At 39.0% G+C, this 25,659-nt stretch carries 16 protein-coding genes and 3 tRNA genes; 13 read left to right on the top strand and 6 right to left on the bottom strand.

What is annotated here, in order from left to right; translation table 11 throughout:
- Positions 1-3: 3 nt before the first annotated feature.
- On the top strand, positions 4-855 hold the full coding sequence (gene nudC / locus B5D46_RS05205; RefSeq protein ID WP_078928554.1) for an NAD(+) diphosphatase: 852 nt from the start codon (positions 4-6) through the stop codon (positions 853-855).
- Between the two features lie 71 nt (positions 856-926).
- On the opposite strand, the gene B5D46_RS05200 is transcribed toward nudC, so the two are convergent.
- On the bottom strand, positions 927-1,574 hold the full coding sequence (locus tag B5D46_RS05200) for a hypothetical protein (RefSeq protein ID WP_078928553.1): 648 nt from the start codon (positions 1,572-1,574) through the stop codon (positions 927-929).
- Between the two features lie 255 nt (positions 1,575-1,829).
- On the opposite strand from B5D46_RS05200, the gene proQ reads away from it, so the two are divergent.
- From proQ to B5D46_RS05170, 6 genes are all read left to right on the top strand, one after another.
- Entirely contained in the window at positions 1,830-2,513 is a 684-nt protein-coding gene (gene proQ / locus B5D46_RS05195) for an RNA chaperone ProQ (protein ID WP_078928552.1), read from the top strand.
- A 12-nt stretch (positions 2,514-2,525) separates the two neighbouring features.
- Entirely contained in the window at positions 2,526-4,577 is a 2,052-nt protein-coding gene (locus tag B5D46_RS05190) for a carboxy terminal-processing peptidase (RefSeq protein ID WP_078928551.1), read from the top strand.
- 55 nt (positions 4,578-4,632) lie between these two features.
- A complete protein-coding gene (gene pepN, locus B5D46_RS05185; protein WP_078928550.1) occupies positions 4,633-7,266 on the top strand; it encodes an aminopeptidase N in 2,634 nt (877 codons plus the stop codon).
- A gap of 5 nt (positions 7,267-7,271) precedes the next feature.
- Complete coding sequence (locus B5D46_RS05180) at positions 7,272-7,502, top strand: DUF2835 family protein (RefSeq protein ID WP_078928549.1); 231 nt, start codon at positions 7,272-7,274, stop codon at positions 7,500-7,502.
- A gap of 15 nt (positions 7,503-7,517) precedes the next feature.
- The gene (gene pyrD / locus B5D46_RS05175; RefSeq protein WP_078928548.1) at positions 7,518-8,549 is read left to right on the top strand and encodes a quinone-dependent dihydroorotate dehydrogenase; all 1,032 of its coding nucleotides are present in this window, start codon (positions 7,518-7,520) and stop codon (positions 8,547-8,549) included.
- A gap of 454 nt (positions 8,550-9,003) precedes the next feature.
- Entirely contained in the window at positions 9,004-9,567 is a 564-nt protein-coding gene (locus tag B5D46_RS05170) for a cell division protein ZapC domain-containing protein (protein WP_078928547.1), read from the top strand.
- A 1,674-nt stretch (positions 9,568-11,241) separates the two neighbouring features.
- On the opposite strand, the gene B5D46_RS05165 is transcribed toward B5D46_RS05170, so the two are convergent.
- A tRNA-Pro gene (locus B5D46_RS05165) sits at positions 11,242-11,318 on the bottom strand.
- A gap of 39 nt (positions 11,319-11,357) precedes the next feature.
- A tRNA-Pro gene (locus tag B5D46_RS05160) sits at positions 11,358-11,434 on the bottom strand.
- 437 nt (positions 11,435-11,871) lie between these two features.
- On the opposite strand from B5D46_RS05160, the gene B5D46_RS05155 reads away from it, so the two are divergent.
- Complete coding sequence (locus tag B5D46_RS05155) at positions 11,872-17,784, top strand: AarF/UbiB family protein (protein WP_078928546.1); 5,913 nt, start codon at positions 11,872-11,874, stop codon at positions 17,782-17,784.
- A 122-nt stretch (positions 17,785-17,906) separates the two neighbouring features.
- Here B5D46_RS05155 and B5D46_RS05150 read toward each other — a convergent pair whose 3' ends face one another.
- The 3 genes from B5D46_RS05150 to B5D46_RS05140 all read right to left on the bottom strand — a co-directional run bounded on the left by B5D46_RS05150 (position 17,907) and on the right by B5D46_RS05140 (position 19,644).
- Positions 17,907-18,743, bottom strand: coding sequence for an ISL3 family transposase (locus tag B5D46_RS05150; protein ID WP_234973821.1), 837 nt, complete (start codon positions 18,741-18,743; stop codon positions 17,907-17,909).
- Between the two features lie 46 nt (positions 18,744-18,789).
- Complete coding sequence (locus B5D46_RS05145; RefSeq protein ID WP_078928544.1) at positions 18,790-19,155, bottom strand: transposase family protein; 366 nt, start codon at positions 19,153-19,155, stop codon at positions 18,790-18,792.
- Between the two features lie 412 nt (positions 19,156-19,567).
- Positions 19,568-19,644, bottom strand: a tRNA-Pro gene (locus tag B5D46_RS05140).
- A gap of 616 nt (positions 19,645-20,260) precedes the next feature.
- On the opposite strand from B5D46_RS05140, the gene B5D46_RS05135 reads away from it, so the two are divergent.
- The 5 genes from B5D46_RS05135 to argB all read left to right on the top strand — a co-directional run bounded on the left by B5D46_RS05135 (position 20,261) and on the right by argB (position 25,653).
- The gene (locus B5D46_RS05135) at positions 20,261-21,079 is read left to right on the top strand and encodes a BON domain-containing protein (RefSeq protein ID WP_078928543.1); all 819 of its coding nucleotides are present in this window, start codon (positions 20,261-20,263) and stop codon (positions 21,077-21,079) included.
- Between the two features lie 19 nt (positions 21,080-21,098).
- The gene (locus B5D46_RS05130) at positions 21,099-22,739 is read left to right on the top strand and encodes a hypothetical protein (RefSeq protein ID WP_078928542.1); all 1,641 of its coding nucleotides are present in this window, start codon (positions 21,099-21,101) and stop codon (positions 22,737-22,739) included.
- Complete coding sequence (locus tag B5D46_RS05125; RefSeq protein WP_159443024.1) at positions 22,732-23,547, top strand: penicillin-insensitive murein endopeptidase; 816 nt, start codon at positions 22,732-22,734, stop codon at positions 23,545-23,547. The genes B5D46_RS05130 and B5D46_RS05125 overlap by 8 nt, the downstream gene beginning before the upstream one ends.
- Positions 23,548-23,825: 278 nt before the next feature.
- On the top strand, positions 23,826-24,830 hold the full coding sequence (argC, locus tag B5D46_RS05115) for an N-acetyl-gamma-glutamyl-phosphate reductase (protein WP_078928539.1): 1,005 nt from the start codon (positions 23,826-23,828) through the stop codon (positions 24,828-24,830).
- A gap of 61 nt (positions 24,831-24,891) precedes the next feature.
- Positions 24,892-25,653, top strand: a complete 762-nt coding sequence (gene argB, locus B5D46_RS05110; protein WP_078928538.1) for an acetylglutamate kinase — start codon at positions 24,892-24,894, stop codon at positions 25,651-25,653.
- Positions 25,654-25,659: the final 6 nt, after the last annotated feature.

Raw genomic sequence — 25,659 nt, 5'->3', positions numbered from 1 at the left:
TTTATGCTACAGGATATCGGGGATCATCTTTTTAAGAATGAGTTTTCATTAAAAAGAGCTCCTCTTGATACAGATTTCGTCCTTGCCTTTAAAGACAGGGACGTCTACGTAAAAGGAGATGGTAAAAACTCTCCTTTAACCTTTCCAAGAGCTTTCTCTTTCCCAAAAGAGAAGCTGACGTATCTTTTCTCTATAGATGAGAATGCATACTTTCTATATAACGATTCGTGCAATGCTCTGAATATTGAAGGTTTTGAATGGCAGAGAAATACTGTTCTGCGTTCTGACAATCCTCGTATTGAATGCTTTGCTGGTTTTACCGCTTACCATTTATATAACTGGTATATGAGTAACCGTTACTGTGGAAAATGCGGCTCTCTCACAACTCACTCCAAGTCCGAGCGAGCACTGTGCTGTCCGAACTGCGGTAATATCATCTATCCTAAGATCGCTCCTGCGGTAATAGTAGGAATTACTGACGGGGATAAGATTGTAGTTACCAGATACAAGGATCGCCCTTACAGAGGTGTTGCTTTAATTGCTGGCTTCTGCGAGATAGGTGAGACTCCTGAACAGACAGCTCACAGAGAGGCTATGGAGGAGGTTGGTCTTAAAATTAAGGATCTGACCTACTGCGGATCACAGCCATGGGGACTTGATAGTAATATTCTGTTTGGTTTTATGGCAAGAGTTGATGGTGATACTAAGATTACCCGTGATGAGGGGGAGCTTGCAGAAGCTTTCTGGATTACACGTGAGAATATCGATGAGATTCAGTCAACCATATCCTTAACCAAGACCATGATTAATAATTTCAAAAAATACGGTTTTGATCTGAAAAGTAGAGATGCTTAGAGATCAGAATATATCGTGGAAATAAATGATAAAGCATAGGCCAAAACCTATGCTTTTCTCGTCTTAGAATACTAATCGTCTTCAGTTGGGTACTGAAGGAATAGCTTTCTTTCAAGACGCAGGAACTTGTATGCAGTCTTGCTTTCTTCTTCAACCTTAAGGGCATCGAATCTGCCGTATCTTACATCAGTCAGAAGCTTGATGTCTGCATCGGTAAGATCTTTTAGTGCTGCTGTGTACTGTCCTAGGAACTGGTTTGCCAGAAGCTCATCCCATGGATATACAGTTGAGATTGATCTTAAGATGAACATTGACAATGTATCCAGACAGATCAGGCATTTTTTCTGTAGCAGCTGCAGGAAATCCTTTGAAAGCTCACTGTTCTGTGCAATGTTGTAGAAATCTAAAGATGGACCAACAGCTCCGTCAGTGTAGGCAATTGAAGCCTTGGAAGGATCATCGTGTACACGAATGAACTCCGGCTTGATCTCAGCCTGTTCTGCATTCTTAAGAATCAGCTCCTTCATTTTCTCTGAACATAGAATAAGAGGCTTCTTATTCATCATGGACAGAATATCTGTAACGTTATCCATGCCGTTAACCTCTTCAGAGTCTGGCACATAAACGCAAAGAGTAGCAAAAACTTCCTTCTCTGGTGGTCTGATAACCTTGTGTGCATCAGGCGGACACTCTGGATGATAACGTTCAGGCATTGACATTTTTGTATATCTCCTAGTTCTTATTAATCGTGTAATCTAAGAATTCTACCAAATTCTCGAAGTGATATACCAATCTTGTAAAGTTTAATTTTCAGTCAACAAATTTTTTTCAAAGTTTTCTATGTTAGAGTGACTGATAGTACAAAAAATTGTTGAATTAGCTCTACTTTATGTATTTTTCAATTCACAAATCCTTTAATCTAAATTAAAATATAGTATTGCATTACATTTTAATAACTATAAAAGGAGTTTCTTGTGGAAACCCAGGAAAACGCACTACAGCAGCCTGTAGAAAATGCTAACGAATCAGCTGCAGAGAAGACCGCAGAGACTGGTTCTCATTTTGAACATGTAAAAGAGTCAATGGAGCTTCTATACAAGGCTTTCCCTAAAGCTTTTGTAAAAGAAGGTGACTGCAAGCCTCTTAAGATTGGTATCTTCGATGAACTGAAAGAGAGAATTTCAGGTATTGAAGGTCTGTCTGTATCAAAGGTTCGTGCAGCACTTCGTCTGTATACCTCCCGTCTGAAGTATCTGTATTCAGTAAAAGAAGGTGCCGCAAGAATTGATCTTGACGGTAACGAGTGCGGTGATACCGTAAATGCTGAACATGCACAGTACGCAGCAGAAAAGATTAAAGAAATCAATCAGAAGCGTAAAGCTTCAAAGCCTGCTAAGAAACAGAATCCTACCAAGAAGTTCTTTAAGAAGAACGGTGCAAAGCCTGCAAAGAAAGCTTTCAAGGTTGAAGGCGACAAGGCAACCGTTGAGTCATTAAAGAATGGAACAGAAGTTCTTGTTCTAAGCTCAGAACAGCATTTTGTTAAGGGCATTGTTGCTCAGGATGCTGTTAAGGATACTGTATACGTAACCCTGAAATCAGGTCTTACTGTAAATCTTCCATTAGATAGAGTATTACTTCCAAAAAAGGCAAAGTAAGGCACTATTAAATTGAATAAATTAGCAAAAATAGCACTTGCCTGTATGTTTGCAGGTAGTTTGGGTGTCTGTGAAGCAAAGCTTACAATTCCTAAAGCAGAGCAAATGCCGGTTCTACTTCCAGAACCTAGACATGATACAGCCTGCTCAAGAATATATAATTTCTTTACCAGAGCTCACTATAAGATTGTCAATGTAGACGAGAAGTTTGCAACCAATGTGATTGACAGACTTATGTCTTATCTGGATTACACCCATTCCCTTTATACACAGGGCGAAGTTGATCTTATCTATGCTAATACAAAAGGCATTATAAACAGTCTGGATAAGTGTTATCTGAACTATCCATATGACCTTTATAATCAGAACATTAAAAAGCGTTACGAAAAGTACAGCTATTTAATTGGTTTACTGGATTCTCCTTTGGATCTGAAGGCAGATGAGAGCATCGAGCTTGATCGTACCAAGGCTTCATATGCAGCAACAGAGGCTGAGCTTAAGAATCTGTGGATGCGTGAGCTTAAGAACGAGTATGAGATTCAGCTTTTAAACGGCAAGACTCCTAAAGAGGCAACAAAGCGTCTTAAGAACCGTTATATAGCATCTATGAGAAGATTGTCTCAGATTACATCTGAGGATGTTTTCTCTGTATTTGAGAATGCTTTTGCAACTGCAATTGATCCTCACACCAATTACTTCGGACCTGTAGAATCAGAAAACTTCAATGACGATATGAATCTGTCATTAGAAGGTATCGGAGCTGTGCTTTCTCAGGAAGATGAGTACACAGTTATCGAGTCTCTGCTTCCAGGTTCTCCTGCAGAAAAATCCAAGCAGCTTAAGCCAAAGGATAAGATTATCGGTGTTAAGCAGAAGAATGGAAAATTCGAGGATATTATCGGCTGGAGACTTACCGAGGTCGTAAAACAGATTAAAGGCAGAAAGGGCACCAAGGTTACTCTTGAGATTGAAAGAGGAGAAGGTGCTGCTACCAAGACTTTCAATGTTGATATTGTAAGAGACAAGATCAGACTTCAGGACAAGGAAGCCAAGTCAAAGGTCTATAACTCATACAATGGCAAGAAGGTTGGTGTAATTACCATTTCAAGCTTCTACACAGATCTGCATCTGAACGTAAAGCGCGAGATCGACAAGCTAAAGGCTCAGAACGTTGATTCAATCATTATTGATCTGAGAAACAACGGCGGCGGTCTGCTTCCTGAGGCAGTATACACCACAGGTCAGTTTATCAAGTCAGGTCCGGTTGTTCTTGTACGCGATGTAAACTCCAATGAAGTTCCTTATGAGGATGAAGATCAGAATATTGACTATGATGGTCCTCTTGTAGTGCTAATCAATCGTCTGTCTGCTTCAAGCTCTGAGATTATGGCTGCTGCACTTCAGGATTACGGAAGAGCACTGATCGTTGGTGATACCTCATATGGAAAGGGCACTGTTCAGCAGAGCAGACCTCTGACCAGACTTTATGATCTAAGTGGTTCAGATCTTGGTTCTATTCACTACACCATCGCCAAATTCTATAGAATCAACGGCGGTTCAACTCAGCTTAGAGGCGTAACTCCAGACATTGTTCTGCCAACTCTGATTGATGTTACCGAGCTTGGTGAGAAGAACGAACCAAATGCTCTGAAGTGGGACAAGATTTCAAAGACCGATTATGTACGCTACTCTGATCCTGACAGGTTTGTCGACAGACTATCAGAGCTGTACAGACAGCGTATTGAAAAGGATCCTGTATTCAACGTTATCCAGTCCGAGCGAGAGCGTTATCTGAAGCTCAAGGAAGGAAAGGTTATAACTGTTAACTTCGACAAGCGCAAGAAACTGTTTGATGAAGATGAGAAGAATGCGCTTAAGAATACAAATATTCGTCTGAAGGCAATGGGTAAGAATCCGGTTAAGTCTGTAAAGGATCTTCCTACTGACTTTGAATTTGATGATCCTATTCTTCTTGAGACTGTAAATATTGCCTCAGATTATTCTGATATGATTAAGAAAAAGACTGACGGCGACAGTGTTGTGGCGCAGACAGCTGCAAAATAAATTTCAATAAAGCCCAGCTCAATGTTGGGCTTTTCTATAATTTTTAAGGTGATTTATGACAGAAAAGCGTAATACCTACAAGGCACAGAAAAGAACAGATTACAAAGCACCAAATTTTACTGCAGTTGATATTGATCTTACCTTTACACTTGATGATACACATACCATTGTAAAGAATGTAACAACCTTTAAGCGTTTAACCTCTGATACCAAGGCTCCGCTGGTATTAAACGGAGAAGATCTGAAGTTAAACTATGTTAAGGTTGACGGTATTGAAGCCAAGTATAAAGACGTAAAAAACGGCATTGAGATTTCATCTGTTCCTGATGAATTTACTGTTGAGCTTGAAAATGTTATCAATCCATCAGAGAACTCATCTCTAATGGGACTTTACAAGTCAAACGGCACTTTCTGTACTCAGTGTGAGCCAGAGGGCTTCCGCAGAATCACATATTCTCTGGATAGATCTGATGTTCTAGCTAAATACAGAGTAACCATTATCGGACCAGAGTATGGCTGTGGTGTTCTGTTATCTAACGGTAATCTGATTGAAAGAGGTACCAGAAAGAACAGACCTTATGCCGTATGGGAAGATCCGTTCCCAAAGCCAAGCTATCTGTTTGCTCTGGTTGCAGGTACCTTTGATATTGTTTCTGATACCTTTACCACAATGTCCAGACGTAAGGTTGCTCTTGAGCTGTACGTTGACAGAGGCTCATATGATCGTGGACTATGGGCAATGCAGTCAATCAAGGATTCAATGAAATGGGATGAAGACCGCTGGGGACTTGAGTTTGATCTTGATAATTTCAAGGTTGTTGCTGTTGATTTCTTCAACTTCGGCGCAATGGAGAACAAGGGACTGAATGTCTTCAACTCTGTATATGTAATGGTTGATCCAACATGTGCAACTGATACAGCCTTCTATAATGTTCAAAGTGTTATCGGTCATGAGTATTTCCATAACTACACCGGTGACAGAGTTACTCTGCGAGACTGGTTCCAGCTTTCATTAAAGGAAAGTCTGACCGTATTCCGTGATCAGGAATTCTCATCAGATGTTGCCAACAGGGCATTAACCCGTCTTCATGCAATCAATGTGATCCGCGGACCTCAGTTTGCTGAGGACGCATCTCCAATGGCTCATCCTGTAAGACCAGAGGAAGTAATGGAGATGAATAATTTCTACACCGTAACAATCTACGACAAGGGTGCAGAGATTATCCGTATGATTCATACCTTAATCGGCGAGAGCAGGTTCAAAAAGGCTCTGAACGATTACTTAAGGAAGTTTGACGGTCAGGCTGTAACCATTGAAGATTTTCTATGCTGCTTTGAGGAAAGTGCTGGTGTTGATCTTTCTCAGTTCAGACGCTGGTATACACAGGCAGGAACCCCTCATGTCAAGGCTTCATGGACCTATGACGAGGCTAATAAGAATCTGGTATTAAAGCTGACTCAGCATACCAATCCAACACGTGATCAGAAAGAGAAAGAGCCTTTCTACATGCCTATCAGACTAAGCTTCCTGGATAAGGATGGTCATGATGTTCACCCAGCTGAGCTTTCATCTGACGGCTTTATTATCTTCAATGAGAATGAACAGGAATACCGCTTCACTCTGGATAAGGACACCTTCCCTGTAATTCTGCGTGATTTCTCTGCTCCTGTTAAGCTTGATGCTCCATACACCATGGAACAGCTGCAGCACATGCTGTCATTCTGTGATGATGCCTTTATCAAGGTAGACTGTGCCACAACCATGCAGAACCGTTATGTTCATGACAATCTTGAGATTGCCGCTGCAGAGGGCGTGCTCAGAGAGCCTGCTGAACTGATTGCATCATATAAGTCAATTTTAGATAGTGTTGATGCTCAGAGTGATCTGATTCTTATAAATGAAACTCTAAAGATTCAGAGTATTGCAAATCTGATGGAGACATTTGATAAGATCAACATTGATGCAATCAAATATGCTCATGATGCACTTGAAACAAAAGTTGCCGTTTCTCTGGTTAATGAATTTGTACAGCTTTATGGAAAGATTAAGGCTTCAAGTTCAAATTACAGTGTTACAGATATGGGAAGACGTGCTCTTAACAATCTAGCTCTGCACATGATCGCTGTGGCTAAATGTGCAATGGACAAGAAGACTGAAGCTTCTGAGATTGTTTTTAACCACTATAACGGTTCTAAGAACATGACCGATAAACTTCAGGCTATGACTGATGCTGTTCATCTTGATCTTGACTGTAAGAGCGAGATTCTGAAGTCATTTGAGAAAGACTGGTCAAAAGACGCTTTAGTCTTTGATAATTTCTTCAGAGTACAGGCAACTGTTCCTAACAAGAGTGCAATTGATAACGTTAAGAAGCTTCTGTCTCACCCAAGCTTTGATGGCAGAAATCCAAACAGAGTAAGAGCTCTGACTGGTGCTTTGGCTTTATCAAACCCTGTAGCCTTAAATGATATTTCTGGTGAAGGATATGATCTTCTGTGCAAGCAGATAACTGAGTTAAATGACATCAACCCAAGTGTTGCTGCCAGAATTCTAACTCCGCTTTTAAGCTTCAGAAGATTAGACGAAAAACGTCAGGGAATGATTCTGAATAACCTGAATTCTCTGATGCAGATGCCTAAATTATCTCGTTCAATTTACGAGAAGGTAAGCACTGCTCTGAAGGAGTAGATTATATGTACGGAGAAAATCGCTATCGTTTCTCTTTGTCAATGAGTAAGGAGACATTACTGTCTCTTTACAAAGGAGCTTTTCAGAGAGTTCGTGTTCGTACCTTTGAAGGTCTGGTAATTGATATTGATGCAAATCATTTAAAGAAATTTACCACCGAGGATGGTATTCACGGAACCTTTGAACTGGTGACAACAAGCTCAAACAAGTTTTTAAAGCTGATTCAGATTGATTAAATATAAGGATTTCTTATGCAGTTCATTCCTTACAGTCTCTATCCTTCAGTGATCCGTCCATTTTTATTTATGCTTGATCCTGAGACTGCACATGACTTGATTTTAAGAGGCGCTAAAGCCTGTTCTAATAAATCACTGTTACCGATTTTCTCTCAGAATATTGAGTATCGTCCTGTAAAGGCAATGGGACTGGAGTTTAAAAATCCATTAGGTCTTGCTGCAGGTCTTGATAAAAATGCTGAAGCTGTAGACTTCTTCGGTGCCTTAGGTTTTGGTCATATTGAGGTTGGAACTGTAACTCCAAAGGCTCAGAATGGAAATCCAAAGCCAAGAATGTTCAGAATTCCAAGCGCTCAGGGCATCATCAACCGTATGGGATTTAATAATAAGGGCGTTGACTATCTTGTAGAGAATCTGAAAAAACGTACCTATGACGGCGTTTTAGGTGTAAGTATTGGTAAAAACGAAACCACACCTCTGGAAAACGCTGTTGATGACTATCTGTTCTGTTTACGTAAGGTTTACCCTTATGCTGACTACATTGCCGTCAATGTTTCCTGCCCAAATACTCCAGGTCTTACCAAGCTTCAGGCCAAGGAGCCTTTATATAATCTTCTAAAGCCAATCAGGGCAGAGCAGAAGAATATAAGTGCAACCTCAGGCAGATACGTTCCTCTTGTTGTTAAGTTCTCTCCTGATCTTTCAGATGAGGCTTTGGAGAATCTGTGTGCTGTATGTCTTGATCTTGGAATTGACGGCGTAACCTGTACAAATACCACCACCAGAAGAGATATTATCAATGGAATGGTGCATGCGCAGGAGTGGGGCGGACTTTCAGGCGAGCCTTTAAGAAGTATCAGTTCTGAAACTTTACGCAGAACTGCCAAGATTATTGATAAGAAGATCCCTATCATCGGTGTAGGCGGAATCTCAAATGCAGTAAATGCACGTGAAAGACTGAATGATGGGGCAACATTACTTCAGATTTATTCTTCACTGATTTATCGTGGACCAAACGTCATTAAATCAATCGTAAACAACATCTGATGATCCTGATCGGATGTTAATCTCTGAAAGCTTCACAACCTGAGAGGGCAGTGAAGCTTTTTTTAGTTTTTCACGTTCTCTTTTTTTCTAAAACTAATAATCACGTCCAATAGAAATATTATTATCTGCTGCTTTATTCTGCATTTAATCTAATTTACAAATAAGTTTAAGCTAATTCACAAATAATCATATAAATAATAATACAGACTCTCATAATAATAATGACTGTATAAGACTAATATAATTTTTTTTAAGTAATATTTAAACATTGAAAAAAATGCTCTAGAAGCTATTGACATTTACAAATAAAAATAACTGAAAATGTGATAGACAGATCAGTTATTGACAAATAAAACATTTTTTATTTTTCATTTAGTTTATTTTCTTCAGTTTATAGGCTAAAATGAAAATGAATTACAAATTTCAGAAAACTGAATAAGGACAGCAAAAACAGATGGTTATTAGCCCTCAGAATGATTGTACATGGACTTATCATGACGGAAAGTTAAGTATCAATCTTACAACCGATGAAGGTAAGTCCTACCTGTTTAAAACAAGGTACAACGTTGAAGATTTGTTTGTCCGCCCTGAGAGTAACAGTCAGTTCTGTATAGATGATGCAAATCTTCTGACTGATTACCAGGATGGTTTATATGAAATTTTAAAGAATGAAAGTTTTGCCCTTGATCTTGGACTTAATGCAGTTGCATGCGAGAAGTTTACAAGACCAGCAGCTCCAACCAGCAGATACTTTTTAGCTCTTGATCGTCCTGCTGTAGAGTTTGCAAGGGGAGATGTAGTAATAGTTTACTCAAAGGCCGGTTCAGCAGGTTATTGCCTGGTTCTTGAAGAAATAGATGCTGACGGTATGGTAAGACTGATGCTTCTATCAGAGGAGCTGGTCTTAGATAAGGAACAGAATAGAGGATATCAGATTGGAATGATGATCAGAGTATGTCCAGAGTGCATTGGCGATATTTATTCTGGCTCAAATGATCGTCGTGTTAGATACGCTTAAAGAATTTTTTCTCCTAATTTGCTGTAGTTCTTAACGTTAGTTAAGACCATTCTCTCCCTCGAGGACGCTCCATCCTTGAGGGATTTTTTTTGATCCTGCCTTTAATTGATCCTGCATAAATGCATCTGTGATTGATCCTCTTTTACAATTGATCCTGTTTAAGTATATGCAGATGCTCCTGATTGCATATGTATCTATAGACGTAAAAAGATGTATGAATATGGCTACAGGTCCATATTAAAGAAACCTCAGTATGTGCAGGAGAATAGGGAAGTATCATTGGAAAATAGGAAAGATGATCCTCTGGAAATGATACTGAGGGGATTGATCCTGTGCAGAACAGTCTATAACGAATGATCCGGTCCTTTCTTTCAGTATCACTGTATGAGAATTAAAAAATAAAGGAGAGGGCATTGTTGTAGAGAAGATCATTCATGCTTATAAAAGATCAGAGGCTACATTTTACTGTAGCCTCTGATCCTTTTTTGCTGTAGTAGTTTTCTACCATTCTCAGTTCAGATTTACTGAACTTTTTTTATATAAAATCTGTAAATAAAAAAAACTCAAATCTCAAGAGATTATCTGTAAGTGATCCTGTTTTTCAGTAATAAATAACAAGATCTTAAAACTAATAGAAAACGATCCTCGTTTTTCTCTGTTCACATTATCAGTATACATTATTTCTCCTTAATATCGAAGATTAAAAATGTGAATAACTATATATTTTTAGAGAATTTTTAGCTCTGTATTTAAGATTAACTTTACATAAATAAACCAGCGTATTTTTAGCCTAAGACTGATTTTGTAAAAAATATGAAGAAAGATAGGGAAGAGTTGTTATATAAAGTTGAAAAATTACATCTAAATGTAAGTGATAATATGATTTGAAAAACGGTATATATGAAAGATATATTTATGAGTATGAATATTGTAAATAATTAATAACATACTGAAATATAAAATCTTTAATCTATAAACCGAGTTATTATATATAACTTAATATCAATATATAATTATTGATCAATAATGGGAATTTTCATAAATTAAATCAATGTAATTAGAATTACAAAAATGTAATTATTGAAATGAAATTAAATTACAGAATTAAGATGATAAATCAGTTTTATGAAAATAAGGGAGCTTTTGTCTAAAAAAGACGATAAGTTTGCTGTTATATAAAATAATCAATAACATTACAAATGTAATTAAAGATAAATAATAATGTATTATCGCTTTATTCTGTTCTTAAAAGTAATAAATACATAATTGTTATTAATTATGAAGTAATAAATAACTTCCAAGAATAAAATAATCTTTATGTGTTTTATAGATCTTGCACGAGAATGCTCTAGGATTGAGTTTTTTAGTATTTTACTTGTAATGGGTGGTTATATTGTTTTGCGTTAATCCTGGAGGATTTTTAGATTACTTTTCTGTGTATAATTTATTGATCCAAGGGATGAGCTTTTTGTACGGATAATTACAGTTATCTTAAAACTTTCTCCCCTACCGGTCTTTTTTCTCTCTGGCTTCTGGCAAAAATCTGTTTGGATCTTTTTTTGTTGTTTAAAGATGAGTGTTTTTGATGTCAGATATACACAAAGCAAATGACACAACAAATATGTATGCTAAATCTTTATTTTGTGTTTTTTTAGTATTGGATGTTTCTGAGAGTGGTCGGTAATGCAGGGTTCGAACCTGCGACCCTCTGGTCCCAAACCAGATGCGCTACCGGGCTGCGCTAATTACCGACTTTTATGATGAGATGTAATCTCTATTTGAATTTTAAATGGTCGGTAATGCAGGGTTCGAACCTGCGACCCTCTGGTCCCAAACCAGATGCGCTACCGGGCTGCGCTAATTACCGACTGAGGCACATTATAGGGATGTACCCTTTAGGTGTCAACTCTTTTTTTAATTTTAATTTAAATTGACTAATAAAGCTTTCAGAAGAAGTTCTTTTTTTGTTTGTATTTTTCTTTAAATGATGTTTTTATCGTGATAAGGTGATTCTGTCAATGTCTCTGAACGGCTCACCTTCTTCTCTAAAGATTTCTAACTATATATAGTTAGAAAAAATAATAATATTTTTTTGTTTATAGTTTAATGGGGTACAATAAAAAATAATTTATTGTAGTTGCAATTTTTGCTTATATGTGATTTTATTCTTATTTTTTTTTACAAACTTGCCCCATACTATATTTAATCGCAATCAAATAAATACAGACCGCTTATAAAGAATAACTGTTTGATATAGATTTTTAGCGGATGTATTCACAAATAGCTCATTAGGAGAAGTAGGGTATGAGTCATCAGATCAACGGAAATAACTTCGGTCAGAATATCAACAATCCTCTGATTAACGGAAATTTAAATCAGAACGATATAAATGATAACCCAAACAATATACCTGCTGAAAATCAGAATGGTCAGCAGGAGGGGGGGAATGATTTTGAGATTATAAAAATTCCTATGATCAAGGAGTCTCTGGCTGAACCAAAGAAAACAGCAGAACTGATCCTGAAGAATCCTGAAAAGCTATCTGCCCAGATAGAAGAGAAGCTGGTTCCAAAGAAATCTCATTTCTCTTTCTTTGAAAAACTGATTACCGTGCTGACATTTGGTATCGGCTATTTTGTGTTCAGTGGAGAGCATGATATTGATGATGCAGCCCTGTCTATGAAAAACAAGAGAGAAGCAGACGAGATTAGAAAAGGAGTAAAGAACTTACAGGCAGGTCTTAAGACCTTCCCTAATCGAGAGGATTTTGAGCAGACCTTTATCATCGGTGGTAATAGAGTTAAATTAAGACAGGACTCAGATAACAAGCTTTTTGCAACCTTTGAGGAAGGTAATAATAAGGTTACATTCGAGCTGCCTCTGACAGCAGCTCAGCTTAGAGCTCAGCTAGAGGACGATATCATAAGCCATCCTTCCCTGTATGGTAAGGATGCTGTCCAGAATACCATCGACGCTGCAGAAATACCTCTGGATGAGGATATAGAACTTGATGAAGCTCCTCAGCTTGATGAGAACAGCCGTACCAGAACACTGTATATCAAACTTATCTCAGCTCAGACTCTGTTTGCCAATGTAGATTTCACTATGATGCCTACAGAGACAGTGCGTAACTGTGCTCTGGCTGTTCTAGAAAATCTTGGAGATAAAAACAAGGCTCAGGAGGCTGTAAAACAGCTTTTGACTAGATTTGCAGAGCAGAATCAACCGGGTGAAAAGCAGGATAAAATCAACTCTCTGATGACCACAGAGCTTTTGGCAAAGCTTGATAAGGAAGACAAGAATCAGCTTGAAAACAAGGTTGATGTCAAGAATCTTGATCTTGAGAAACAGAATCAGATAAAAGAGCAGCGTGAGATAAACAGGCAGGAAATTGCGGACGCGGAGAATAAGACTAGAGAAGCTCTTCAAGACGTCCATGATCAGGTTGATAAGACTAATAATCTTGCCCGTGATTTAAGCATCTATAACGAGATTGACAGCCTCTGCCGTAAACTCTATTCCCTAAATACTGATCAGAAAGCTCTTGGTACTGCCTTAGCCGAGATCATGTATTCAGAAGCTCGCGTTCTAGCTCATCTGATAGCCAATCGAGGTCTTCTGAATGAAATAAAAGAACCTGCGATGAGTCAGATAAAGAAACTGATTGACTACTGTCAGAACAACAATCTTAAGACTGAGCTGCTTATCAGAAATGAATTCAAAATGCCTGACAAAACCCTTAAGATTAACTTTTTCGGTTTTAAAAAAGAGGCTGAGAATCCTCTTTATAAAACCTTCCTTCAGAAGATGGAAACTGACTTTAAGGAAATTGAACAGAGCCTTGATAACAGTCTGCAGAAAAAAACTCTGCTTTTCTCTAAGCAGCTGTTCTCAGAACTTACAGCTAAACGAAAAACATCTATCAATGATCTTAAAGATATTCTTGAAAAGAACAGTGAAAATCTGAAGCTGATTTATGCTGATAAGGCCTGCCTAGAATCTCTGTCACCATCGGTTAATGCACTCTTATCAGAAATTGCAAAGACCAATCCTGATTTCAAGGTTCCCCTAACCATACCTCAGCAGCAGGCTCAGAAGGTACTGGATGTGGCAGAGCTTCAGGTTGTTGCAGATGAACTTGATAAAATTGTCCCTGATGAGAATAAACGACAGGAGACAATGATGCAGGGAGTAAAGATTCTATCCAATCATGCAGAGCTCATGTTCAGATTCAGAGATAAAGAATATGGTGAAAGTGTAACGAAGGAGATTTCTTCTGCAAAAGAGAAGCTGTCAAATCTTGGCTCGTTTGCACAGAAATTTTCTTATTTCTTATGTAATCAAGTTGAGCCGAAAAGAGTTGAGAAAATTAATAGTGTCGAGGAATTAAAGCTGGTTTTAGACAAGGTTCAAAATGGCTTTGATCCGAATAAGGATACAGCAAACCTTACTCCGGAAGAGCTTAAGGAGTTCAAAAGATGTAAGTATATATTTAAGCATATGAAGTCATTAAGCTATGCTCTTCAGGCTCATGAGTTTACCGACAAGATCGAAGAGGTAATGCAAAAGGACATAGCAAAAGGCGAATCTACAATTACAGCTGAAAATCTAAAGGAGATCATCTCTAATAACCTCCTGATGTTTGACAGATTGATTCTCTGTAAGCCAACAGAGGCTGAATATGAAAGTAATATGAAGAATACCTTCTCCTATGCAGTTTTCCTGTTTATGAGGGGAAACATTCCCGGTATATTCAGAACGGAAAACAAGGTTGGTACCGATTATCTGCTTTCTATGTCTCAGGAGGACAGATTAAAGCTCTACAGGGGACTTCTATCCAATGAGGAAGGTAATGTTGTTCCTGAGCTTAAAGCTCAATTTGAGCTTGCAATAAAAAGAATAGCAGATTTAATGCTGAAGATTTCTCCTCAAAGCAGAGATGGTCTTGAGCCTTTATACCTGAAGAAAGAAGGTCTGGACAAGCAGAGTCAATTATATAAAAATATTTCTTATGAAGCTAATGAATACTATAAACGTACCAGTACCTACAGTAGAGCAGCTTCTAATGAAAAACCTGCAATTGAGAAACAGCAGAAATTTGAGAAAAAGCTTGAAGATGAGAAGGTTCATAATTTCTTTGCTGATCTGATCTTAAATTATGACGGCAGCAAGTATGACTCGATAATAGACAATCCTAATGCCAAACCCGGCACCAGAATTGTGAACACTATCCTTGATCATATCGAAACCTTCAACAGACTTGTATCAGATCCAGATGCCATCAATACTCTTCCTGAGAATGTAAGAAAAGCGCTAGGATCCGCACTTGGAGATCTCCGTGGACATCTGCTGCTTGATCAGTTGGAAGGGGTTAATGAGCCTCCTTTAGGAGGAGAAAGACTTCCTGATGTTCAGGAAATTATTGATCAGGTATTCGACTCACCTCTGATGCAGCAGCTTAATATTCAGGATCCTGTAACCCAAAAGAACTATGTTGATCTTGTTAATCACATCTTTAATAACAGGATGCTGCCATTAGATCTCATTTTGAGTCTTGTGTCAGAGCTGTCAGGCAGCAAAAAAATAGATAATGCTGAGGCAAATAAACTATTCAGCCTAATAACTGCTGACCTTAAAAAGGAGGAATTTACTCTAAAGGAGCCGTTTAAGAAGGTTGATACTCCAAATGATGAAAACTTAAAAGAGATTATAAAAAATAAACTGCTTCCACTGCAGCTGGTAAAAGAGATTATCGTTGCCATGGATAATAAAGGTTATCTGCATGAATTCAAGCCAAACCACTATGTTGAAATGGCAGAGAATGCCTATGGCGATGAGAAAGTGGAGATTAAGGAGCCATTTATGCTGGCACAGCCAGGCTCCTATAAGATGGGGTTACAGCAGATAATGCTGAGGAATAAACTGGAAGAACTTCTCAAGAATCCTGACGATGAACTGTGGGAGGTCATAGGTAATGCAGAAATTTCACTTAACCAGGAGATTGACAATCAGGCTCAGATTATTGGCAATGATATTGCGGAAAGGTTCAATGAAGCTCTAAAGCCTGAAGGCGAAGAGAAAGCTCCTCTTGATCCTACCAACAAGAACGTAACCTTAAAACAGCTGCAGGATGAAGGCAACAGCTCCTTTAACAAGACCGCTCTGGGGCAGTTCATTGGAGAGGTTATGAAGACCTATTTCAAGGATATGAGTGCCATTGACAGACGAAATATGCTTGCTTCCATGGTCCGCTACTCCAATTCTGATTCATCTCCAGCACAGATACTTGGCGCAATGTTCAAGGGTGCAGGTCCTATCATGCAGAAGATTCTGCAGAGACTTCCTCCTGATGCACTGACTGACGAGCTTAAGACAGCCTTTGCGGATATGAAGTGTAATCTGGCTCCTATACCAGATCGTATCATTCAGGCTCATCTTCTTGAGATTGTGAATTCCTCAAATGGAGAAATCTCAAAGATCAGCGTAGTCAGGTCCTTAGGTGCAGCTTCAGTCGGCCAGGCTGTACTGTGTAAATTCTTTACCAAAGATCACCCTGAAGGTGTGGAAAAGGTGGTTAAGTTCCTAAGACCAGACGTTCAGAATCGAGCTGAGCGAGAAAAGAAGATCTTCACTGAGGCTGCGAAGAAGGTTCCTGGAATGGATGTTACCTTTGCAGGTGATCTTAAGACCATTCTTGAAGAGCTTGATCTTACCGTGGAGGCAAACAACGTAGAGTCAGGTCAGATCTACAGTAACAATTCCACCAAGGTTAAGAGCATGACTCTAAGTCCTCTGGTCCGTCCTACCACTGATGTGATGGTGCTTGATCTTGCCCCTGGTGTAACTCTTGATAAATGTATACGTGATGCCAATGAAATCGTTAAGCAGCATTTGAAGCCATTTACCCACGAGTTTAACGGTGTTGAGGATCTGGAAATATATAAATACAGTGGAGAGGTAACCGATAAATTCCTGCATCGGGACTACAAGGTTTCGCTGGATAAATATAATAAGCTTTCTGAGCAGTATCAGTTCCTTCTGAAACAGCAGCAGAATCTGATGTCCTTCACCAAAAACTGGGTTAGTGAAGGTATTTTTGGCAAGGGCTTCTACCATGGAGACCTGCATGCTGGAAATATCATGACCTCTCCTGATCAGCTTACAATCATTGATTTTGGTAACTGTACGCAGCTTACTCCAGATCAGCAGTTGCATATTACCAAAATGATGGCAGCTGCCATGTACTCAGACAGCTCTGCTTTTATTGAATCTCTAACAGCGCTGCTCTCTGATACCAGTAAGGCCAGACTAAATGAACATGTAGATAAGAATGATCCTAACTCGCCTCTGGTAAAGGATCGCATGAAGGCTGTGTTAAGTGCAGTGCTATCAAAGGGCAGCAGAAAGGATGCCGGTGCCAGAATTCTTGTTGCACTGCAGGAAGTTCTGAAGCTAGGTGTGGAAATGCCTGCGCCAATCTATAACTTCAGTAAGTGTCAGATAGCACTGAACAACGCTATTGAGGAGCTTAACAAAGCCCTGAAGGATACCTACAATGCAATGCGAATTGCAGCCGCAAATGTGAAAATAAGGAATCAGGATCCAGTATCAATCCTTGTGTATAACATTGGTGCTGACAATACTAGAGATGAAAAGACCAGACTTAAACTGATCAACAGATTCTGTACTACTGCCAAGAAGGAGGTCAATGGTCCAGAATACAGACAGTACATTCTTGATCTTTTCGATAAGAAAAAATCAGACACTGAGGTTGATGAAACGATAAAGTCGCATCTTGATGGACATGATGATCTCAAGGTCATGTTTGATCAGTATCAGCAGTGCGTTGACCGCAGAACTAACATTGAAGCTCTTTTAAAGAAAATTCCTGAACCAGGAACAGAAGTAGATCCTGCAAAGGAGGCTGAAAATCAGGCTTACCGTGAGATGATAACCCGTGAGCTTGAGTCTGTGAACCGCAGTGCAAAAGATATCTTTGATGGATTCTTCGAGCAGTTCAAGGGAGTAATTGCACAGGACATTGACGATATTGCAGAAAAAGCCCGAAATAGTGCAAAAGGTGCAAAAGACTACGACGACTTCCTCGACTGCATGGCAGAAGTTCTTTCGGATAAGCGTTCTCAGGCAGTGGAAAATCTTGGCACTGGAAAGCTCATCAAGTATGCAATTCCAATGTTAATCGACAGCTTTGCCTAATCTGAGTCTATCAAACTGATAAATAGGGTACCGAGGTGACAAGGTACCCATTTTTTGGGGTTCATCCGTGAATCTGTGGAAAGCCCTGATTTGAATATAACAAAATTCATCAGGGTTTTCTTCTATCCAATCGTCGGGATTGGAGTAAACTTTCCCCTGAATGCACTTCTTATTCTTAAAAAGAAGTAATCTAAATCTCTGTAGCCGTAGGCTACACGCTTTAGAACCTTTATCTTGTTGTTTATTCCTTCCAGAACACTTGTCCTGATATGGTAGATACCGGCATTGGTAATGCCATCTCTGTAGTGGTCATTCTGACTCTTAGCAAACCTCATAATCTCATCAACTCCAGAGGTCATAGCAAGTCTTACCCATTCAGTCCATAATCGTTCTGCTTCAGCCTTGGAATTAGCTTCGTATACTTCAGGTAACAGCTCTTTGAGTTCATTGGCTTTATTGAGTTCACTGTAGTAACTGAGTATAGAATCAAGTCTTAGTTTCTTTTCCTCACTTAATCGTGAATTACGTGTAAGCAGAAGGAATCTGGAGCCTTTAAGCAGCTGATATCCAGCCTCATCTCCATGGTCTCTGTAGTAATTGGCAAGTCTTATTCTTATGGCACTAATGACAAGCCTTCCGAAGTTATAGACCATATGGAACAGAGCATACACAACAAGGGCTTTAGAGCAGTATCTGTTTACAAGCGATGCAAAGCCTGCATTCTGGTCCATTGCTACAGCCTTAATCTGCTGACAGCCTATCTTTCCACACAGTTCAAAGAATCTGCTGACATCTGTATTTGATTTGCCTTCACAGACCCAGATAACTCGTTTGGTTACAATGTCAGCGACAACCGTACCGTACTTATGTCCCTTCTTGATTGAGAACTCATCAATAGCTAAAAACTCAGAACTTCCAAGGGAGAATGAAATGGTACTCTGTAGATACCGCTTATGAATATTCTTGCATACATCCCAGGATAAGCCTGTCCTTGCTGAGGTATCCTTAATTGAGCCTCATCTCCAAATCCTCTATAACAGCTTCTTCTGCTCTCTTTGTAACTCTGAAGGAATCTGATAGGAACGGGATGTCTTCAGTAGCGTATTTGCAGTCGCAGTAATTGCATCTGATGGTACGGTAGGTGATTACTAGAGTAACGAAGCATCCTAGCAGCTTTTCATCTTTGATAACTCTCTGCAGGTATTCGTGAACAACTACGTTATGACTTCCACAGTGAGGACAGACAGGTGGTTCTGCAGGTTCAAGCTCGATAGTAATATCCCTGTCAGACACCTCAGAAAAAGAAATATTTGTAATCTTGTAGCCAGGAAAGAAGTTTTTAGATAAAAAATCAGATACAATACAAGTCATGGGCGTTGTCCTTCTTAGGTGTTGTTGTTCTATTTTTATCTTAAGAGGAAAATGCCCTTTTTGTTTAATTTATTTGATAATATTCACTAGAATTTTTTAACTAGCCACAAATTCTCTGAAGAACCTTTTTTTTTGCAGATAAAAAGGCCTTATTTTTTTCAATGACCATCCTTTGAAACTGAACATAAGTAATTGTCACAGTAGTAATGGTGGAGGAATCTGGAATTTCAGATTGATATTTTTTCAATAAATATCTGCTGTTTTCTCTTTATATATTAAGGAGGGGAAATATTTTTTGTCTGCTGAATTAAATATGACAGTTGTATTAACAGTTACAGATAATAACCTGTTGATTTATTTAATTTAATTTTTAACTGATTTTGTTTTTGAAGAATAAGAAAGGATTTTTGAATGGTCGGTAATGCAGGGTTCGAACCTGCGACCCTCTGGTCCCAAACCAGATGCGCTACCGGGCTGCGCTAATTACCGACTGAGACACATTATAGGGATCTCGCTCCTGACTGTCAACTGTTTTTTTTAATGATTTTATCTTATTTTTATCTTTTGAATCAATAAAATAGCATATATATCGCGTTTGTTCGGATTTGTTCAAATATTAAAAATCAAAAAATTAATCAATAGCTCGTTTTTACATTTTTTTATTTTTATATAGCCAATTTATGAAAATGCGATTTACATCTTAATTTACTATGCAAATTCTTCCTATATTTAATATACAGTCACCGAAAATCGTAAGTGATAAAAATTATCAAAAAAGTATTTTGTTTAACTTATTGTTTTTTCTTGAATTTGCTAAAAAGTTGAAAAAATATTTTTGAGAAATTGATCACAATTGATTTTTTGTGATATAGTTCACGTACTCCTTATGTTTGTTTGATTGTTGTCCCCTGATAAATTCTTATTCAGGGGATTTTTCTTTTCAGGCCCTCTATTTATTTTCTCCTTTTAATCTCACTTTTATTTTTATCCTTTTGACTATATTCTGTCTTTTGCTAAACTACTGTATTAGTTCAATATCGTAGATATATTTTGCATAAGTTTTCAACGAGTATAATGTTGGAAAACTGTATGGAGTCATAAGGATATGCAAATTTCTAACTTAAAGAAGCTTTCTCTTGTCGCAGCTTTCGCTGTTTCATCTGCTTTCGTATTCAATGGTTGTGCTGCTGTAGTAGTTGGCGGTGCAGCTGCCGGTGCTGGTGCCTATATCGGTTCTGACAGCAGAACTGTTGATAAGCAGGTTGATGATCAGAAGATTTCAAAGAATGTTCTGAGCATTCTGAGAAACGACAATACCAGATCAAACGGTAAGGTATTCCGTGTTGACTGCGTTGTTCTTAACGGTAATGTTCTTCTGGTTGGTGAGACACAGGATAGAGAATACCTTTCAGAGTGTCTTGAGAAGATCAAGCATGTTAAGGACGTAAGAAGAATCTTTAACTGTGTTGAAAACAGAGCTCCTGTATCTGCAAGCACTGTTGCATCTGATGCATACATTACTTCTAAGGTTAAGAGCATGCTTCTGTTTGGCTCAAAGATCAGCTCAGGCAGATTTAAGATTTATACAGAAAACTCTGTTGTATATATGATGGGTTATGTTACCCGTGAAGAGGCTTCAAGAGCTATCAATCAGGTACGTAAGGTTGACGGTGTTAAGAAGATTCATCCTATTTTTGACTACATGGATGCTTCAGGTACTCCTAACTCATCAGACGGCGGTGCTCCTATCGTAGGTGATCCAGGTACTTCCTCATCAGCTTCATCATTAAACTCAACCAATGAGTATTCTCAGAGCTCTTCATCTATGGCAGCTGAGGTTCAGGGAAATGTTGATAATGGCGGTGCTGTACTTGAGGAGGATGAGAATCTGTTAGCTCCAAGTGCACCTGCACAGGGGTTCTAGGGAAGTATGTATTTAAATCATGTCTTCTAAAAATACAACTTTATATTTTGTTGATGCCTACTCTCCTAATGAAGGAGATAGTAGCCTTTTTTTAGAGTATGGCATTTTAAGATGGTCAGAGAATAAATCAGAAAGACCAGAGGTATATGTTCATACCTATCTGCAGCCACAGTACAACTATAATCGGATCCACTGGTCCGAGGCTGCATCTAAAATGCAGATCTCCCGTGATTTCATAGAAAGCAAGGGTGATCTTCCAGCTATTGAAGACATGATTGAGGCTGATTATTTAAAGCGTAAGAATGTTGTCTGCTTTGATGCCTCAAAGGAGCCTTTTGTATCATTATTACGTAACAGTGAACATGTTTTCTCCATAGTTGATGTGTTTGCTGATATTTATTCTGATGATGAAAAGGCTCAGTCCTGTACTACCTTATCCAGAATGTGCGATTATGTCGGTCTGATTCCTGATGATAATCGCAATACCAATTACACTCCTCTTTTAAAGCGCCTTCATCAGATGGCTGCCTTATGGTCGTTTTTAGAGGAACTTCTGCTTAATCCAAAACGCAGAAAGTCAATTTCTGCAGGTGGAATTCAGCCAAGCTTTATCTGGCCTTTACCTGAAACCAAGGATGTCTGGTTTGAGAATGATCCTAAATCCTTTAAGGATCTGTCTGACAAGGAAATCACTGATTTTTTCAGTTCTAATCTTGCAGACAGACTGGACTGGTTTGAGATGAACATGTATGCCTGTGACTGGCTTTTCAACCGTCAGCAGCGGCCTACAGCACGTGAGCTTGCAGGACAGAAGGAACTTGCGGAGTTCATTTTCCAGAAGATCCTGTCCTTTAGAATGCAGATCTGGATTCTGATCTTCTATTCCCAGTTCTTCCATAAAAAAGAGGACTCTCTGACTATAGCTAAAAACAGGGGAGACTTCTCTGTTTTAAGACCTGCTGGTATAGAGAGCTTTACAAACTTCATTATTGATAATCTTGATCTGTTTTTATCCTCAGATCAGAAGGCCAGTCTGATTGCATCTCTTATCAATCAGTCTCTACATGAGAATGATACTGTGCCATTTGAGCACTATGATTTTGATCTTTTAAGAAAGAAGGATCGTACTGCTCCTGAAGGTCCTAGACTTTATTTTTCAAGTTCTCCTGAACGCGGCAGTGCTGCCGACTGCTATAAGGAGATCCGTGATGCAACCGGTCGCAGTATTTACAGACGTTTTGAAATCAAGGGCCGCGGAAAAGAACGTAATGCCCATATCGAAAACGTCCGCCATCATGTAAACGAGATTATTAGAGAGGCATCCAATCCGTTTTCTGATATATGGATGACTCCTGCTTTAAAACTGTGGATTCAGTATATTACCGGAATCAATTTTACTGATATAGTAAGACCGCAGAAAATGAATGATCCTGAATCTTTAAACAGTGCCAGAATCACTCTAAGAAAAATTATTGAAAGGGAATCTTCTCCTTATCTTGAGAAGCTTTATGCAAACCTCAATGAGTGCGGTGAGCTTATCAGTCAGGAGAACACTGATATTCCTTCAAAAGGTTTTAATTTCCAGGGAATATCAATTGAGGTTATGATTGTTCCATCTTCAAAGATGGGCTTTATCAAGAGATTATTTTCCTTTGAATAGCATCAGAATATTTATAGCAGCCTTTTTTGCTGTTTTATTAAGCTTCTGTTCCTATGCCAAGACACCATCAGGTGTTGAGTCTATTGGAGAGTATTCCAATGGCTGTATCAAGGGTGCCGTTGAGCTTAAGGACGGAGAGCATTTTCAGGTTCAGCACTGGGGTGTTTACCGTAATTTTGGTCACCCTCAGCTTATAGACTATATCAATAAGCTTGTTGTCAAAGCTAAGAAGGCGGGGCTTCCAGATCTGCTTATCGGTGATTTATCCAGACCTTTGGGCGGTTCATTTGGTGCAGCCTCTAATCATGGCTCACATCAGACAGGTCTTGATGTAGATATTTCCTTTGATTTCTCGACTCCACGCAAGAGTGAGTATGAGCTGAATCATCCTGAGGATGTCTATATTGTTGACACCAAGAACAGACCAACAAAGTTCTTTGACAACAATCGAGTTGCTCTGCTTTATATGGCAGCACAGGACCCTCGTGTGGAAAGAATCTTTGTTGCTCCTGGTATTAAGAAAACTTTATGTCAGATTTATGAAGGTCATGATAAGTCATGGCTTCAGAAAATCAGACCTTGGTTTGGTCACAGAGGTCATATGCATGTAAGACTTGGCTGTCCTACAGACAGTCCTTCATGTGTAAAGCAGGCCAAAGCACCTAATGGAGACGGCTGTGGCGCAGAGCTTGCCTCATGGTTTATTCCTCCTCCACCTTCAGCAAAGCCTACCAAGCCTAAGGTTAAGCCTAAGAAGATTCCCCCTGCAAGATGTCAGGCTCTGTTTAAGGACAACAACTACAATTAACTCTTTTCCTTTTCAATAGCTTCTTTTGTAACTGTTGTCATTATGCTTTTGTAAGGCATAATGACAAGAGAGAAGCTGCCTTAAAACTAATTCAAAAAAAAGAATATTTTTCTCTTTTTTGGGGAATATCAGACGTAATATTTCCTGTTTTCCTCCTTTCTCTAGGCTCTGTCTTAAGTTAAAAGATCTAAAACTGTGCAAAAGTAACATTATTTTTCTTTACTTTAGAATATCTTGTAAACTTTTAATGTATTTTACAAATGTATTTTGGAGTTTTGATGTTAAGTGTTGCTGTTGTAGGCGCGAGTGGATATGCAGGTGCTGAATTATGCCGCATTTTCTGTGCACATAATGAAGTATGTCTAAAGCATCTGTATGTATCGGAAAACTCACTTGATAAAAATAAGAAAATCTCAGATTTATACGGTTCACTAAAAGGTCGCTGTGATCTTGTTTTAGAACCAATGAGTGATCCAAAGAATTTAATTGGAGAGGTTGATGCCGTATTTCTGGCAACCGACCACAAGGTAAGTCACGATGTGGCTCCTGTTCTTACTGCAGCTGGTATTGCTGTATTCGATTTATCCGGTGCTTTCAGAATCTCTGATCTTAAGGTATTTGCTGAGGCCTATGGCTTTGAGCATAAGTATCCTGAACTATTGGCTTCAGCTGTATACGCTCTGCCTGAGTTCACTGATTTAAATGCGTTAAGAGCAACCAAGATGATTTCTCTGCCAGGCTGTTATCCTACAGCATCACAGCTGGCACTGCGTCCTCTTATTGATGCGGATCTTCTGGATAGAAACTATCGTCCATCAATCAACGCTGTATCAGGTGTTTCAGGTGCAGGCAGAAAAGCCAAGCTTACAAATTCATTCTGCGAGGTAAGCTTAAATGCCTATGGTGTGTTTACTCACCGTCATCAGCCTGAAATAGCAGAGCATCTGGGATGCGAAGTGATCTTCACTCCTCATCTTGGCGATTTCAAACGCGGTATACACGCAACAATCAATGCAAAACTTAAGGACAATGTAACCGTAGAGCAGGTTAAGAAGGCATATTCCGTATACGACAACAAGCCTCTTGTTAGAGTAAAGGACGGAATGCCAAAGCTTATGGATGTTCAGTATCTTCCATACTGTGATATCGGTTATGCCATGAAAGATGGCTATATTGTAGTATGTTCATGTATAGACAATCTGCTCAAAGGTGCCTCAGCTCAGGCTGTGCAGGTATTCAATCTATATTATGGATTTGATGAGCTAAAGGGACTCTTTGGTTAACCGAAGAGATTTAAGTGGTATTTTCGCAGATCGTAGAAGATCTTCATAAGAGTATCGTGTAATGACTGAAAATACTGTTGTTATAAAGCTAAGCGGTAAGGCTCTGGATGGACACAGGGAGTTGGGAGAGCTGTTTTCAGCAGCCCGCTCTTCACGTATTGTGGTTGTCCATGGTGGCGGTGTTGAGGTTGACGCTTTATTTAAAGATCTGAATCTTAAAGTAGAAAAGAAGAATGGTCTTAGAGTCAGCCCTAAAGAACAGATGCCATATATCAGTGCCGCCCTTTGCGGAATGTGTAATAAGAAGCTGCAGGCTTTAGCCATAAAGAATGGTCTTAAGGCAATCGGCATGATTGCCTCTGACGGCAATTCCTTAGGCGTAGAACAGCTTTCTGCCGACCTTGGAATGGTAGGAAAGGTTTCTCCTGTATCAGCAGATTACATCAATATGCTTTTAGATGGTGGCTATACACCTGTAATCGCATCTGTTGCTCTTGATTCAGAAGGGCAGATGTATAACGTTAATGCAGATGATGTAGCCTCAGCAATCGGACTGTTACTGTCCGCTCCCGTCTATTTTATTTCTGATGTCCCAGGTGTTCTTGATAAGGAAGGAAAGCTAATTCCTTCTTTAAACGAGGCACAGCTTAATAGCTTAATTGAAGATGGTACCATCAGCGGCGGTATGCAGGTTAAGGTAAAGAGTGCTGTGGAAACAGCAAAGTTTATTGGAAAGCCTGTTTATATCGCATCCTTTAAAGATCCTTTATTAAAAGAGATTGTCTCTTCACGGCATCGGCTTGGAACTGCTATTGAACTCTAGTCAGAG

Source organism: Succinivibrio dextrinosolvens DSM 3072, assembly GCF_900167015.1.
Taxonomy (GTDB): Bacteria; Pseudomonadota; Gammaproteobacteria; order Enterobacterales; family Succinivibrionaceae; genus Succinivibrio; species Succinivibrio dextrinosolvens.
The sequence above is the reverse complement of the archived record's forward strand: the minus strand, read 5'-3'. Positions and strand labels throughout refer to the sequence as shown.